General features: G+C 63.8%; 14 protein-coding genes. 2 read left to right on the plus strand and 12 right to left on the minus strand.

The genetic code is table 11. From position 1 onward, the window contains the following. Window positions 1–63: 63 nt before the first annotated feature. A complete protein-coding gene (locus ACOMD9_RS16620) occupies window positions 64–1,695 on the minus strand; it encodes an NAD+ synthase (RefSeq protein ID WP_421417090.1) in 1,632 nt (543 codons plus the stop codon). A 101-nt stretch (window positions 1,696–1,796) separates the two neighbouring features. On the opposite strand from ACOMD9_RS16620, the gene ACOMD9_RS16625 reads away from it, so the two are divergent. Further along, window positions 1,797–2,057, plus strand: coding sequence for a PP0621 family protein (locus tag ACOMD9_RS16625; protein ID WP_421417091.1), 261 nt, complete (start codon window positions 1,797–1,799; stop codon window positions 2,055–2,057). A 55-nt stretch (window positions 2,058–2,112) separates the two neighbouring features. Here the strand turns inward: ACOMD9_RS16625 and thiO are convergent, their stop codons facing one another. Then, complete coding sequence (gene thiO / locus ACOMD9_RS16630) at window positions 2,113–3,246, minus strand: glycine oxidase ThiO (RefSeq protein ID WP_421417093.1); 1,134 nt, start codon at window positions 3,244–3,246, stop codon at window positions 2,113–2,115. Between the two features lie 95 nt (window positions 3,247–3,341). Between thiO and ACOMD9_RS16635 the strand changes: the two genes are divergently transcribed. Beyond that, window positions 3,342–3,938 carry a GspH/FimT family pseudopilin gene (locus ACOMD9_RS16635; protein WP_421417095.1) on the plus strand — a complete coding sequence of 199 codons (597 nt, stop codon included), beginning with the start codon at window positions 3,342–3,344 and terminating at the stop codon, window positions 3,936–3,938. A 129-nt stretch (window positions 3,939–4,067) separates the two neighbouring features. On the opposite strand, the gene ACOMD9_RS16640 is transcribed toward ACOMD9_RS16635, so the two are convergent. From ACOMD9_RS16640 to ribF, 10 genes are all read right to left on the minus strand, one after another. Next, complete coding sequence (locus ACOMD9_RS16640; RefSeq protein ID WP_421417096.1) at window positions 4,068–5,312, minus strand: PilX N-terminal domain-containing pilus assembly protein; 1,245 nt, start codon at window positions 5,310–5,312, stop codon at window positions 4,068–4,070. Window positions 5,313–5,339: 27 nt separating this feature from the next. Further along, complete coding sequence (locus tag ACOMD9_RS16645; RefSeq protein WP_421417097.1) at window positions 5,340–5,906, minus strand: PilW family protein; 567 nt, start codon at window positions 5,904–5,906, stop codon at window positions 5,340–5,342. Window positions 5,907–5,908: 2 nt separating this feature from the next. Then, complete coding sequence (gene pilV / locus ACOMD9_RS16650) at window positions 5,909–6,316, minus strand: type IV pilus modification protein PilV (protein WP_421417099.1); 408 nt, start codon at window positions 6,314–6,316, stop codon at window positions 5,909–5,911. A gap of 31 nt (window positions 6,317–6,347) precedes the next feature. After that, a complete protein-coding gene (locus ACOMD9_RS16655; RefSeq protein WP_421417100.1) occupies window positions 6,348–6,821 on the minus strand; it encodes a GspH/FimT family pseudopilin in 474 nt (157 codons plus the stop codon). Then, window positions 6,808–7,239 carry a type IV pilin protein gene (locus ACOMD9_RS16660; RefSeq protein WP_421417101.1) on the minus strand — a complete coding sequence of 144 codons (432 nt, stop codon included), beginning with the start codon at window positions 7,237–7,239 and terminating at the stop codon, window positions 6,808–6,810. Before ACOMD9_RS16660 ends, ACOMD9_RS16655 begins: the two co-directional genes overlap by 14 nt. A gap of 147 nt (window positions 7,240–7,386) precedes the next feature. Then, window positions 7,387–8,340 carry a 4-hydroxy-3-methylbut-2-enyl diphosphate reductase gene (ispH, locus tag ACOMD9_RS16665; RefSeq protein WP_421417102.1) on the minus strand — a complete coding sequence of 318 codons (954 nt, stop codon included), beginning with the start codon at window positions 8,338–8,340 and terminating at the stop codon, window positions 7,387–7,389. 202 nt (window positions 8,341–8,542) lie between these two features. Next, window positions 8,543–9,004: an FKBP-type peptidyl-prolyl cis-trans isomerase gene (gene fkpB / locus ACOMD9_RS16670; protein ID WP_421417104.1), complete on the minus strand. Its 462-nt coding sequence runs from the start codon at window positions 9,002–9,004 to the stop codon at window positions 8,543–8,545. Window positions 9,005–9,162: 158 nt separating this feature from the next. Then, window positions 9,163–9,708, minus strand: coding sequence for a signal peptidase II (gene lspA, locus ACOMD9_RS16675; RefSeq protein ID WP_421417105.1), 546 nt, complete (start codon window positions 9,706–9,708; stop codon window positions 9,163–9,165). 9 nt (window positions 9,709–9,717) lie between these two features. Then, window positions 9,718–12,552: an isoleucine--tRNA ligase gene (gene ileS, locus ACOMD9_RS16680; RefSeq protein ID WP_421417107.1), complete on the minus strand. Its 2,835-nt coding sequence runs from the start codon at window positions 12,550–12,552 to the stop codon at window positions 9,718–9,720. 10 nt (window positions 12,553–12,562) lie between these two features. After that, complete coding sequence (ribF, locus tag ACOMD9_RS16685) at window positions 12,563–13,672, minus strand: bifunctional riboflavin kinase/FAD synthetase (RefSeq protein WP_421417108.1); 1,110 nt, start codon at window positions 13,670–13,672, stop codon at window positions 12,563–12,565. Window positions 13,673–13,772 lie beyond the last annotated feature (100 nt).

The following is a 13,772-nucleotide window of genomic DNA, read 5'->3' on the forward strand; positions in this document are numbered from 1 at the left end:
CAAACCGAAACGCCACCGCCCGGGGGGACGGTGGCGTTCCTGCCAGCCCTGCACTCGCCGCCGTTACTCCCCCGGCTGCCAGCCGTTGACGATGGGGTAGCGGCGGTCGCGGCCGAAGCCTCGCGGGGTGACGCGCACGCCCACCGGGGCCTGACGACGCTTGTACTCGCAGCGATCGACCAGCTTGACCACCTTGTAGACGTCGTCACGCTCGAAGCCCGCCTCGATGATCGCCTCGGCGCTCATGTCACCCTCGATGTAGCGCACCAGGATGGCATCGAGCACATCGTAGTCCGGCAGGCTATCGCTGTCCTTCTGGTCCGGCGCCAGTTCCGCGGAGGGCGGCCGCTCGATGACCCGCTCGGGGATCGCCGGCGACTGGGTGTTGCGCCAGCGTGCCAGACGATAGACCCAGGTCTTGTAGACGTCCTTGATGGCGTTGTAGCCACCCACCATGTCGCCGTAGAGGGTCGCGTAGCCCACCGCCATCTCGCTCTTGTTGCCGGTGGTCAGCACCATCAGGCCCTTCTTGTTGGAGATCGCCATCAGCAGCACGCCGCGGCAGCGCGACTGCAGGTTCTCCTCGGTGGTGTCCCGCTCGGTGCCGGCGAAGCTCTCCGCCAGGGTCGACATGAAGGCCTCGACCATCGGCTCGATGGGCATCACCTCGTAGTCGACGCCGAGCAGCTTTGCCTGCTCCGCGGCATCCTCCTTCGAGATATCCGCCGTGTAGTGATAGGGCATCATCACCGCATGCACCCGCTGCGGCCCCAGGGCATCGACGGCGATGGCCAGCGACAGGGCCGAGTCGATGCCGCCGGAAAGCCCCAGCACCACGCCCTCGAAACCGCTCTTGTTGACGTAGTCGCGAAGCCCGGTGACCAGGGCACAGTAGAGGTTCTCCTCCGGCTCCACCTCGGGGTCGGTCTCGCCGGGCCGGGGCACCCACCGGCCCTTGTGGTGGACGAACTGCACCGGCATCAGGCCCACCGCCCAGTGCGGCGCCTGCACGCAGATCTCGCCCGCGGCATCCACGCAGGCCGAGCCGCCATCGAACACCAGTTCGTCCTGTCCGCCGATCATGTTGACGTAGATGAGCGGCAGCGACACCTCGGCGGCCCGCTCCTCTAGCAGCCGCAGGCGCTCGGCGGGCTTGTCCTGGTGGAACGGCGAGGCATTGAGGCTGACCAGGATCTGGGCGCCAGCCGCCTTGGCCGACCGCACCGGCTCGCCGTTCCACAGGTCCTCGCAGATCAGCAGGCCCAGCTTCGCCCCCTTGTGGTCGATCACCACGCTGCGGTCGCCGGCACTGAAGTAGCGCTGCTCGTCGAACACCTGGTAGTTGGGCAGTGCCTGCTTGGCGTACTCGTCGAGCCACTCGCCGTTGTAGAGCACGCCGGCCAGGTTCCAGGTCTTGCCCGCCCGGCGACCGGGGTAGCCGACGATCACCAGCACGTCGCGAACCACCTTCTCGGCCATGCGGGTACGCGCATGGCGCAGGCGGGTCTCCATGGCAGGCCGCAACAGCAGGTCTTCCGGCGGATAGCCGGTCAGGAACAGCTCGGGCAGCACCACGATGTCGGCACCATGCTCGATGCGGGCCTCGCGCACGGCCTCGATGGCACGGTCGGTGTTGCCGGGAATGTCCCCGACCAGCGGGTCAAGCTGAGCCATCACCAGCGTCAGGTCTTGCATGGGCGTAGAAATCTCTCGAGAATCGTTGGATACCGTCATTGTCCCGCAAGGGCGGCCGAGTGGCAAAGGCGGCCGACCTTCACCAGGGAGTCTCACAAAGGATGAACCTGTTGCTCATTCGCCTGATCATCTTCGCCGTGCTGTTCTTCGCCGGCCTCAAGCTCTACCGCATGTACCGGGACTGGAAGCTCGACCGAGAGGAACTGCTCGAGGGCGACGAGAACCAGGAGGGTGGCCAGATGGTGCGCTGCACCTGGTGCAAGGTCCATGTGCCGGAGAGCGAGGCGCTGCGCGACCGGGGCGAATGGTTCTGCAGCAGCGCCCATCGCGACAAGTACCTGGAAGAGCAGAAGAGCGAGTAGCGCCAGTGCCGGCGGGGCCCAGGCCCCGCCGACCCACCAGGCCCGTATCGCGCGTTCAGCCCGCGGATGCGGGACCGGGATCCGCCCCCGCAGCCTCCGACAGCCGCCCTTCCAGCCGATACGGCGCCGGCTCGATGGCCGGCTCGCGCCCGAGCAGCTGATCCACCAGCAGCCGGGTCGATGCCGGGGCCAGCACCAGGCCGTTGCGATAGTGCCCGGCGTTCACGCTCAGGTTATCCACACCCGGTACCGCACCGATGAAGGGCACCCCGTCCGGTGACCCCGGGCGCAGCCCCGCCCAGTGATGCGCCACCTCGCAGTCGGCCAGCGCCGGGATGATCGACACCGCACTCTGCCACAGCGATTGCCGGGCCTCGTTCGAGGTCGACTGGTCGAAGCCCGTCTCCTCGAGGGTGGAGCCGGCCAGCACCCGGCCATCCGCCCGGGGAATCACGTAGCGCCCATCCATCAGCACCACGCGCTTCACCAGCCCCGGCGGCGCCTTGAACAGGATCATCTGCCCCTTCACGGGGCGCACCGGCAGCCGCACATCGAACGGCGCCAGCAGGCCGGCCGCCCAGGCACCGCCACAGACGATCACCTGGTCGCCCGGCACCGGCCCGGCCGAGGTGCGAACCGCGGCAATCCGCCCGCCCGCCACGTCGAAGCCCGTGACCTCGCTACGCTCGCGCAGGGTGACCCTGGGCATGGCGGCCAGCCGCGCGCGCAGTGCCTGCAGCAGCCGCGGGTTGCGGATGCTGCCCAGCGTCGGCATCCACAGGGCCTCGGCAAGGCCCGGCGCCGCCCCGGGCTCCTTGGCGTAGAGGAAGTCGGCATCGACCCGCTCGAGGGGCTTGCCCACCTCCCGCGCCCAGGCCATGGCGCGCGCCTCGTCGTCGACACGCAGGTAGAGGAGCCCCTTCTGGCGATACTCCGGGTCGATGCCGGTCTCCTCCAGCAGGCGCAGGGCCAGTTCCGGATAGAAACCCTCGGACCAGGTGGAGAGACGCGAGATCGGTGCGCTGTACCGCCAGGGGTAGAGCGGCGAGACGATACCGCCGCCGGCCCACGACGCCTCGCGACCGCAGTCGCCGCGTTCGAGCAGGGTCACCGAATGGCCGGCATCGGCCAGTTGCAGCGTCGTCATCATGCCGATGACGCCGCCACCCACGACAAGGAATTCACTCACGGCAATTGTCCGTTTTGGCTGACAGAAGGCTCGCGCTCCCGGGCTAGGGTGAAAGGACCACCGACAGTTCCGAGGCACACCCAGGGAGGGGCATCATGCATCCCGCCTCGCACCATTCCCGGCAGCAAGCCGGCCATTACCATACCGGCAGCGCCGCCACGCAGGCAAAGCCGCAGCGGCCCTGCCGCCGTCAGAGTGGCCTGACCTTGATCGAGCTCATCGTCGCCATCGCCGTGCTCGCCATCCTGGTCACCTGGGCCATTCCCGGCTTCCAGAGCTTCGCCGCCAGGAACGAGGTCGCCGCCGAGGTCCTGCGCCTGAAAACCGCGCTGGCCATGGCGCGCAACACCGCCATCACCCGGCGCACCACCATCGTCGTCTGCCCGGTGGCCTCTGCCGAGGCCACCCATTGTGACGACAGCGACTGGTCGCTGCCCCTGGCCGTGGTAGAGGGCCAGGCCAGCGGCGGCAACCTGGCCGGCGCCGTGTTGCTCAAGCTGCTGGAGGGCAGTGATGGCCCGGCCACCACCTTCAACCGCGACTATCCGGTTCGCTACCAGGCCACCGGCTGGTCACGCGGACACAACGGCACCTTCACCATCTGCGGGAGCGATGGTGAAGGTGTGGAGGTTATTGTCAATAATATGGGGAAAGTAAGGGTGGGGGCTAATGAGGACAGGCTGAGGTGCTGAGCAACTTAATTTTCAGGCCAACCTCAACATCCTTCGTTAATCGAGCATGGAATCAGACGGCTCACATCAAATATACGATAAAACGACATACTCGATGTACAATGAGACATCAACCAAAGCTGGAATAAACTAATCTTTAACAACTACTTCCCGCCAAGCAAGAATCTCTCTTTCAGCGACACCCGTTCCATCACCATCTGCTAAAAAACACGCTTCGCCTAAAAGGACGCAAGCCATTTCAAGAGCATCAAAATCATAATTATATAGCCCTGTACCACCACCGGTAAAGTCGAGGCTGGCCCCAGGCTCTGAGAAAGTATAGAATGCATCATCACTTCCAGGAAATGCATCCAATTCATCGGAAATTGGAGAATAACTCTCTCCCTCTTCTGACTCAATAACCTTCGAGTATGGGGAAACGAGTATGGAGCCATTAAATGCTCCCTGCCCACCCCCACCACCACCAATGGAATAATCCCCCAAAACAATAATCAACCCATCATAAGAAGGTGTCCCGGAAAATTCTGCATCCCCCTTTACGACCAAAACCCCACTGCCCGAAAAGTTCCCGGAATCCTGATAATCACCATCGATAAAAGTCAACTTGCTTATCGGAGGATTATCTTCATCCCCTTCATTTAGCCGGTCACCAAAATCTATATTAGAATCATCAGGGGAAAAAATCCTATCATCTGCGGCCAAATCCCAAATAGCACTGACGAAGTGATGAAATTCATTGGCATCACTCAGAACTTCGACATCAATCTCACCTGAAATACCACCTTCGTAATTATCAATCCTTTTAGGATCTATACTATCCTCGATATACTTTTTATCCTCAGGCGTAGACGTAGATATTGCCGGCTTTGTAACACCAAGCACAGTCTCACCCTCCACGCCAAAAGCATCTGAGTTTGGCGACTCAAATGCTGTAACACTTCCCGGTATCGTAATCGGGGAAAGGCTCAAAAGCCCGCCGACCTTTATGTAATAGATCAGCACCTCTTTCTCTGAAATTACTTGATTTCCAGAAACAACTCTTCCAACACTTGAAAGGGAATACAAATTCCCTGAACCAGATCGACAAACAGCATAATCATATGTGACATCTTGCTGAGATGAAGGAACTTCACCTGAGGATGTAGTCTCATCTGAACCACATGCCCCCACCCCAAAAATATCGCTCACTTCATCAAATGCTGTAGATGCACCATACTCAGCAGCCATTAGAGAAACTACGGCAGCACGTTGATTGCCAGCCATTGATTCATCCAGCCTGGTTGAATTCATGCTAGAAAGCCCAAGCAGAAGCACAACAACCAGGAGAACAAGAGTCACGACTAGCGCCGCACCTCTATTATTACGCTCAGCCATCTGATTCTCCCGCGTTATCAAAAAAAATTATAGAACGGAGGCTATCGATGCTCTCCTCGCAACTTTAAGGTTAAATTCCTCCACGTCACCTTCACCAAAAACTTTTTCGAAACTAATCAAAATATCAACGAAATGGCTACTTGAAACACTAGGGGAAAAAACAACATCACTGACCCCTGAAACAAGAACCTCCTCATTACTATAGACACCCGGAGCATCGCTGCAACTGTAACTTACACGAATCTCACCCGCGTCATCATTAAAACCATAAATGACACTTAAAAGATCATACGATGCCCCGCAGTAAGGATCCCTTTCACGAGCGCCTGCACCATAAGTCAGAATTAGCGTTCCATCATCCCCGTTACTGCTTTGCACAGCTGAAGCTGTTCTGGTATCCAAAGAAATAATATCAAATAGAAACCGGACAGTTTGCTGTCGCTCGGACAGACTCTCGGCATGCCGAAATGACTGGAGCCCCATCAAGAAAACCTGCCCAGCCCCCAGAATGACAATCAAGCCAATCACCAGAGCCACCATCAGCTCTACCAATGTAAAGCCTGCTTGAGCCGCTGGTTCACGTTGGCGAAACATAGTTATTCTCCAGGGAGTCGAACAATATATATAAGCTGTGACACATTCTCACCAGAAAATCGCGCATCATCCCAATCGACTGTTATAGTGTATTCACATCCTACCTTCGCCACGGGCGTGCTGCTGAGATTTGGCAAGTGATTTATCCATTCTGCATGCCAGCTTTCAGTTCCCGTACCATTCACTAAAGAAGCATCCGGGCAGTTTGGTGGAGCTTCACCCAGCTCCACCCATAGCCTCTCCACTACATCCTGAGCTGCCAAGGTGGCGATTGAGCGATGATAAGATAGGTGAGCACTCTGTACCGCCTTGAGCTGCATGGCCGCCACGCCCAGCAACCCGAGCGACAGCACCAGCACGGCGATCAGCGCCTCGATCAGGGTAAACCCCCGGGATGACGGCCTGCTCATGAGAGTCCCTTTAGTCACTTTCATACTCGCCCTATTCGGGAATGGTATCCGTCTTGCTGACACGTCCGGTCAGGCCAATCTCGATGCCACTCGTTCTGTCGCTTCCCCAACTGACCGCGAGGGTGCACCCGGTCCAGTCGGAGCAGCTGGCCCGCCTGCCGAGGGGGTTGAACGCCACGGAGCCAGAAGTGACAGTAGTTCGATCATCCCGGGCCTCCCGTCTTCTCAGGACGTCGCTCGTATCATCCGCTGGATAAACGCGATACTCCCATGGCGACTCGCTGGTAACTGCGAAAACGATGCTCTCGCGCCGCTTGACCGCTTCGCTTCTGGCATAATTCAGCCCGGCAAGAATTTCATTATGATCAGCCGACAGCCGGTTGGTCGCCATCATGCCCTGGAACCCCGGCACGGCGACAGTGGCCAGGATCACGGCAACAGCGAGCGTGACCAACAATTCGATCAAGGTGAAGCCACTCTGGCTTCTGCGCTTACCAGCAAGCATTCGGCCCACGGTCTCCGTCACTCTCGATCCACAGTGTGGCGCAACCATTCGTCACGCGAGTTCCACCCGTTGCCTCTAGACGAAAAGTCGTCCCCGACTCAGTAAGACTGATCGTTGGGTAGACTCCGTCGGGTGATGATGTCGTAACCAGACAACCTGTGGCTGGATAGGTACTGGATACCGTATAGCAACGCTCCATCTCGGAAGCCGCCTGCATGAGACCGGACTGCCCATCCGTGACCCTCGCCCGCTCCACGTACCTTGTGTAACTGGGATAGGCGATCGAGGCGAGGATCGCGATCACGGCTACCGCAATCATCAGCTCGATGAGCGTGAAGCCGGCGGCTCGCCGGGTGATGCCTGAAGGGCCGTGGGGCCTGCGTCGGGTGCTCTGCTCGGTCACGCGGCGCGTCTCCATGGAGTGGTTACAATTGGTTTCAGTATGTATCAAGAATCTAGTTCCCGATAGGGGACAGGGCTAAAAAAGCCGGGCGTCGAGCCCGGCCTTCCTGCCTTGAGGTTCCCCGGGCGCCCAACGGCGCCGGTGAGTGGCCGCTCGCCGACCCTAGTCGCTGGCGATCACCCGCTCGCGCAACTCCCGCGGCATCGAGAAGGTGATGGTCTCGGCACGGCCATCGAGCTCTTCGGGCACCTCGGCGCCCAGCGCCTGCAGCCGTTCGATCACGCCCTGCACCAGTACCTCGGGGGCACTGGCCCCGGCGGTCACGCCCACCTGGCTCACGCCGTCCAGCCAGGTGGCGTCGATCTGCTCGGCACTGTCGATCAGGTGGGCCGGGGTGCCGACCCGCTCGGAGAGCTCGCGCAGGCGGTTGGAGTTGGAGCTGTTGGGGCTGCCCACCACCAGCACCAGGTCACTGCCGGCGGCCAGCTCGCGCACGGCGTCCTGACGATTCTGGGTGGCGTAGCAGATATCATCCTTGCGCGGCCCCTCGATGGCGGGGAACTTGGCGCGCAGGGCGTCGATCACCTTGGCCGTGTCATCCATGGAGAGGGTGGTCTGGGTGACGAAGGCCAGCCGACCGGGATCCTTCACCTCCAGGTTCGCCACGTCCTTCTCGTCCTCCACCAGGTAGATCTCCCCGCCGTGCGTGGTGTCATAGCGCCCCATGGTGCCTTCCACCTCGGGATGGCCCGCGTGGCCGATCAGGATGCACTCCTGGCCGCGCCGGGCGTAGCGCAGCACCTCCAGGTGCACCTTGGTGACGAGCGGGCAGGTGGCATCGAACACCTTGAGGCCCCGCCGCTCGGCCTCGAGCTGCACGGCGCGGGAGACGCCGTGGGCAGAGAAGATCACGATGACGTCGTCGGGCACTTCATGGAGCTCCTCGACGAAGACGGCACCGCGCTCGCGCAGGGTATCGACCACGAAACGGTTGTGGACCACCTCGTGGCGCACGTAGATCGGCGGGCCGAACACATCGAGCGCACGGTTGACGATCTCGATGGCGCGATCGACGCCGGCGCAGAAGCCGCGCGGGTTGGCGAGCCTGATTTGCATGGTTGCCTTGCCTTGATGCTAGAGCATCGGTATCGGATTGCCGGCACTGGGTGCCAGGCCTGTCTGTGTGCACGAAATAAGCGTTTCCATCACCGCCGGGGTCTGACCCCAAAGGCGGTTGCTCACCGCCGGGGCGCCTGCGGCGCCATTCGCCGGGCAAAGCCCAGCTCCCACCAGTGAACGGCAGCCTTCGCCGAACGGCTCAGTGGGTGGTGGCCGGCTTCACGTCGATCACTTCCACCTCGAAGGTCAGGGTACGCCCGGCAAGCGGATGATTGAAGTCCACCTCCACCTGCTCGCCCTCGATGCTCTTGATCACGCCGGGCAGCTCGCCGCCGGCGGCATCGGCGAACGACATCACCATCCCCACTTCCGGCTCGTCGCTCTCGAAGTCCTCGCGCTTGAGCAGCTGGATGTTCTGCGGGTTGTGCTGGCCGAAGGCCTGCTCCGGGGTGATCTCGAAGCTGCCGGACTCGCCGGCCGCCAGCCCCTTGAGGGGGTGCTCGAAGCCCGGCGGCAGGTTACCGTCGCCGACCTGGAAGGCGGCGGGCTGCTTGTCGCGGGTGGAGTCCACCACGGTGCCGTCTTCCAGCTTGAGGGTGAAGTGCAGCGTCACTTCCATGCCATCGTCGATGCGGTACTGGTCGCTGTTCTGGTCGGTCATGGTCTCTAGGGCTCGGTAAAGATGATTAAGTTCGGTGGTCTCGATGAGGCCGGGCAACACCGCCGGGGCGCCTGCGGCGCCAGTCGCCGGGCAGAGCCCAGTTCCCACAGGGGGCGGCAGTCTGGCCCTCGAAGCTGCCTCCTGGGCGCCGGGGCCTGTCAGCTGCGCTTGCGAGCACGACGCTTCTCGCCGAACACCGACTCCCAGATCAGCCCGATGGCCCCCAGGGTGATGCCGATGTCCGCCACGTTGAAGGCCGGGTAGTACCAGCCGGCGGCGTGGAAGGAGAGGAAGTCCACCACGTAGCCGTGTACCAGGCGATCATGGAGGTTGCCCAGGGCCCCGCCGATGATCATGGCCAGCGAGGCGGCAAGCAGCTTCTCGTCGGCCTTGAGCCGGGTCATCCAGACCGTCAGGCCGATGCTGGCCCCCACCGCGATGGCGGCGAAGAACCAGCGCTGCCAGCCGGGGTGGCCGGCCAGGAAGCTGAAGGCCGCGCCGGTGTTGTGCAGCAACGTCAGGTTGAAGAAGGGCAGCACCTCCACCGGCCGGGCGTACTCCAGCCAGGCGCTGGCGGCGTACTTGGTGGCCAGGTCCAGCACGATGATGGCCACGGCCAGCCACAGCCAGCGCAGGGGCTTGTTCATGGGGGCGACCCGGGGCTCATGCTTGCCGCTCACGCTCGCCTCGCCTCCTTCGGCCATGCCTGTACCTCATGCAAAGTGACGGGTTTCCCCGGGACCATCCGGCAGGTTGCTCACGCAGCGGCCACACAGCTCGGGGTGCTCACCATGCGACCCCACATCCTCGCGGTGGTGCCAGCAGCGCTCGCACTTGGTGTGTGCGCTCGCCGCCACGGCCACCCTGAGGCCGTCGATTTCGGTGGCCTCGGCGCCATCGCCTTCGGCGAGCGGCTTGAGGGTCACCTCGCTGGTCAGCATCACGAAGCGCAGCTCGTCGCCCAGCTTGGCCAGGGTGGCGTGCAGGGCGTCGTCCACGTAGAGGGTGACCTCGGCGGCCAGGCTGCCCTTGATGGTCTTGGCGTTGCGGGCGTCCTCCAGGCACTTGTTGACCGCCTGCTTGACCTCCAGCACCTGCTCCCAGAAGTCGCGGCCGAGCGGTGCGTCCTCGGCCAGGGTGCAAAGCCCCGGGTAGTACTCCTCGAGCAGCACGCTGTCGCCGCGCTCGCCGGGGATGTTCTCGAAGATCTCCTCGGCGGTGAACGAGAGGATCGGCGCCACCCAGCGCGACAGCGCTTCCACCACGTGATAGAGCGCGGTCTGGGCGCTGCGCCGCGCCACCGAGTCGGCCTGGGTGGTGTACTGGCGATCCTTGATCACGTCGAGGTAGAAGCCGCCCAGCTCCCGGGCGCAGAAGCCGTGCACCTGCTGGTAGACGTCCAGGAAGCGATACTCCTGGTAGGCGGTCTCGATGCGCGCCTGCAGCTGGGCGGCGCGATCCACTACCCACTGGTCCAGCGCCAGCATCTCGCCTGCGGCCACGGCATCGCGGCTCGGCTCGAAGCCGTTGAGGTTGGCGAGCAGGAAGCGCGCGGTGTTGCGGATGCGGCGGTAGACGTCGGCGGTGCGCTTGAGGATCTCGTCGGAGACCGCCATCTCGCCGCCATAGTCGGTGGAGGCGACCCACAGGCGCAGGATGTCGGCACCCAGCTTGTCCATCACCTCCTGGGGCGCCACCACGTTGCCCACCGACTTGGACATCTTGCGGCCCTGGGCGTCCACGGTGAAGCCGTGGGTGAGCAGGCCGCGGTACGGGGGATGGCCGTCGATGGCGCAGCCGGTGAGCAGCGAGGAGTGGAACCAGCCGCGGTGCTGGTCGGAGCCCTCCAGGTAGAGGTCGGCCACCGGGCCGCTCTCGTGGCCGTGGGGGTGCGAGCCGCGCAGCACGTGGCGATGGGTGGTGCCGGAGTCGAACCAGACGTCCAGGGTGTCGGTGACCTTCTCGAAGTCGGCGGCCTCCTCGCCCAGCAGCTCCACCGGGTCGAGGCGGAACCAGGCGTCGATGCCCTCCTGCTCCACGCGCCTGGCGGCCTCTTCCATCAGCTCCAGGGTGCGCGGGTGCAGCTCGCCGGTGGCCTTGTGCAGGAAGAAGGGGATCGGCACGCCCCAGTTGCGCTGGCGCGAGATGCACCAGTCGGGACGATTGGCGATCATGCTGTGCAGCCGCGCCTGGCCCCAGGCCGGCGTGAACTGGGTGGCCTCGATGCCTTCCAGGGCGCGCTCGCGCAGGGTCCTGCCGTCCTTGCCCTTCACGTCCATGCCCACGAACCACTGGGCGGTGGCGCGATAGATGACCGGGGACTTGTGGCGCCAGCAGTGCATGTAGCTGTGGGTGATGACCTTGTGGGCCATCAGGGCGCCCACCTCGGCGAGCTTGGCGACGATCTGCGGATTGGCCTTCCAGATCATCTGGCCCCCGAAGAACGGCAGGTCGTCGGCGTAGACGCCATTGCCCTGCACCGGGTTGAGCATCTCGTCGAAGGTCATGCCGTGGGCGCGGCAGGTGACGAAGTCGTCGACGCCGTAGGAGGGGGCCGAGTGGACGATACCGGTGCTGCCCACCTCGGATTCCACGTAGTCGGCCAGATAGACCGGCGACAGGCGGTCGTAGAGGGGGTGGCGGAACTGGATGCCGTCCAGCCGCTCCCCGGTGGCGGTGGCGATGATCTCGCCGGTCAGCTCGAAGCGCTCGAGGCAGCTCGCGACCAGCTCCTCGGCCAGCACCAGCAGCCGCTCGCCGGTATCCACCAGGGCATAGGTGAACTCGGGATGGACGTTCAATGCCTGGTTGGCCGGGATGGTCCAGGGGGTGGTGGTCCAGATGACCATGGCGGCCGGCCTGGGCAGCGCCTCGAGGCCGAAGGCGGCGGCCAGCTTCTCGGCATCCTCCACCGGAAAGGCGACGTCGATGGCGTCGGACTTCTTGTCGGCGTACTCCACCTCGGCCTCGGCCAGGGCGGAGCCGCAGTCGAAGCACCAGTTGACCGGCTTGAGGCCCTTGAAGACGTAGCCCGCCGCGACCATCTCGGCCAGGGCGCGGATCTCGCCGGCCTCGTTGGCGAAGTCCATGGAGCGATAGGGGTTGCCCCAGTCGCCGATCACGCCCAGGCGCACGAAGTCGGCCATCTGGCCCTGGATCTGCTCGGCGGCGTACTCGCGGCACAGCGCGCGGGCGCGCTCGGCCTCGAGGTGCTTGCCGTGGGTGGTCTCGACCTTGTGCTCGATGGGCAGGCCGTGGCAGTCCCAGCCGGGCACGTAGGGGGCGTCGAAGCCGGCCAGGTTCTTCGACTTGACGATGATGTCCTTGAGGATCTTGTTGACGGCGTGACCGATGTGGATGCTGCCGTTGGCGTAGGGAGGGCCGTCGTGCAGCACGAACAGCTCCCTGCCGCGGCGCTCCTCGCGCAGGCGATGGTAGAGATCCAGCGCGTCCCACCGGGCCAGACGCTCGGGCTCCCGCTTGGGCAGCATGCCGCGCATGGGAAAGTCGGTTTCTGGCAGATTCAGAGTGTGCTTGTAGTCGCTCATATCCTGGGGGTCAGCCGTCGTCGTGGTCGGCGGGCGCACCCGCCGAGGAATCGGAAGTCACGGCCTCGCGCGCCAGCGGCGCCGATGCCAGAGGAAGGGAATCGTCCGTCACCGCCTGCCCGGCGGCACCCGCAGTGGACTGCTTCGGAACGGCACCGGCGGCGGGGTGCTGAAGAACTGCACCGGCGGCGGGGTGCTGAAGAAAGTACTCCCGGGCGCGGCGCTGGTCGGCGCCGATCTGGCGCTTGAGGGCGTCGAAATCATCGAACTTCACCTCGCCGCGCAGCTTGGCGCAGGGGAAGACCGTCAGTCGCTGGCCGTAGAGGTCGCCGTCGAAGTCGAACAGGTGCACCTCCAGCACCGGTCGCTTGCTGCCCATGGTGGGGCGCCAGCCGATATTGGCCACACCGGGACGGCGCCGGCCGTCGGGCAGCTCGGTGATCACCGCATAGACCCCCTGCAACGCCAGCGGCCGGGGCGGTTGCGGCAGGTTGGCGGTGGGCACGCCGATGGTGCGACCGAGCTGCTGGTCGGGCATCACCCGGCCACCCAGGCGGTAGGGGCGCCCCAGCAGGCGCGCGGCGGCCTCGAAGTTGCCGCTGGCCAGCAGGGTACGCACCCGGGTGCTGGAGACGCGCTCGTCGTCGAGGGTGAAGGTGCGGGTGTGCTCGACGCTGAAGCCGCACGTCTCGCCCACCTCGGTGAGCAGGTGGAAGTCACCGCGACGGTCGCAGCCGAAGCGGAAGTCGTCGCCCACCACCAGGTGGCGTACGCCCAGGCCATCGATCAGCACCCTGTCGATGAACTCCTCGGCGGTGAGGCTGCGCAGGGCATCGTTGAACGGCAGGCAGAGGATGTACTCGACACCGGCCTCCACCAGCAGCCGCACCTTCTCGCGCAACCGGGTGAGTCGCGGCGGGGCCTGGTCGCCGGCGAAGAACTCGCGAGGCTGGGGCTCGAAGACCACCACCGTGACCGGCAGGCCGAGTGCCGCGGCCTGTTCGCGGCACTGGTCGAGGATCGCCTGATGGCCGCGATGCACCCCATCGAAGTTGCCGATGGTGGCCACGCAGCCGCGATGCTCCTCGCGCAGGTTGTGCAGTCCTCGAATCACTCGCATGGGTATCGCCACGGGCCCCGCAGAAGTTTGAACAGGTAAAGTGCCGGATTATACCGGACAGCCGCCCCCTTGACAGCCGGGCCGGCTTGGTCTTTGGGCG

The sequence above is a fragment of the Halomonas terrestris genome (genome assembly GCF_049166755.1).
GTDB lineage: Bacteria > Pseudomonadota > Gammaproteobacteria > Pseudomonadales > Halomonadaceae > Halomonas.

Coding starts and splice junctions, on each gene's coding strand:
- ACOMD9_RS16625 (WP_421417091.1), top strand. CDS start 1,797: ATGAACCTGTTGCTCATTCGCCTGATCATCTTCGCCGTGCTGTTCTTC.
- ACOMD9_RS16620 (WP_421417090.1), bottom strand. CDS start 1,695: ATGCAAGACCTGACGCTGGTGATGGCTCAGCTTGACCCGCTGGTCGGG.
- ispH (WP_421417102.1), bottom strand. CDS start 8,340: ATGCAAATCAGGCTCGCCAACCCGCGCGGCTTCTGCGCCGGCGTCGAT.
- lspA (WP_421417105.1), bottom strand. CDS start 9,708: ATGGCCGAAGGAGGCGAGGCGAGCGTGAGCGGCAAGCATGAGCCCCGG.
- ACOMD9_RS16635 (WP_421417095.1), top strand. CDS start 3,342: ATGCATCCCGCCTCGCACCATTCCCGGCAGCAAGCCGGCCATTACCAT.
- ribF (WP_421417108.1), bottom strand. CDS start 13,672: ATGCGAGTGATTCGAGGACTGCACAACCTGCGCGAGGAGCATCGCGGC.
- ACOMD9_RS16645 (WP_421417097.1), bottom strand. CDS start 5,906: ATGTTTCGCCAACGTGAACCAGCGGCTCAAGCAGGCTTTACATTGGTA.
- ACOMD9_RS16655 (WP_421417100.1), bottom strand. CDS start 6,821: ATGCTTGCTGGTAAGCGCAGAAGCCAGAGTGGCTTCACCTTGATCGAA.
- fkpB (WP_421417104.1), bottom strand. CDS start 9,004: ATGACCGACCAGAACAGCGACCAGTACCGCATCGACGATGGCATGGAA.
- ileS (WP_421417107.1), bottom strand. CDS start 12,552: ATGAGCGACTACAAGCACACTCTGAATCTGCCAGAAACCGACTTTCCC.
- pilV (WP_421417099.1), bottom strand. CDS start 6,316: ATGAGCAGGCCGTCATCCCGGGGGTTTACCCTGATCGAGGCGCTGATC.
- ACOMD9_RS16660 (WP_421417101.1), bottom strand. CDS start 7,239: ATGGAGACGCGCCGCGTGACCGAGCAGAGCACCCGACGCAGGCCCCAC.
- ACOMD9_RS16640 (WP_421417096.1), bottom strand. CDS start 5,312: ATGGCTGAGCGTAATAATAGAGGTGCGGCGCTAGTCGTGACTCTTGTT.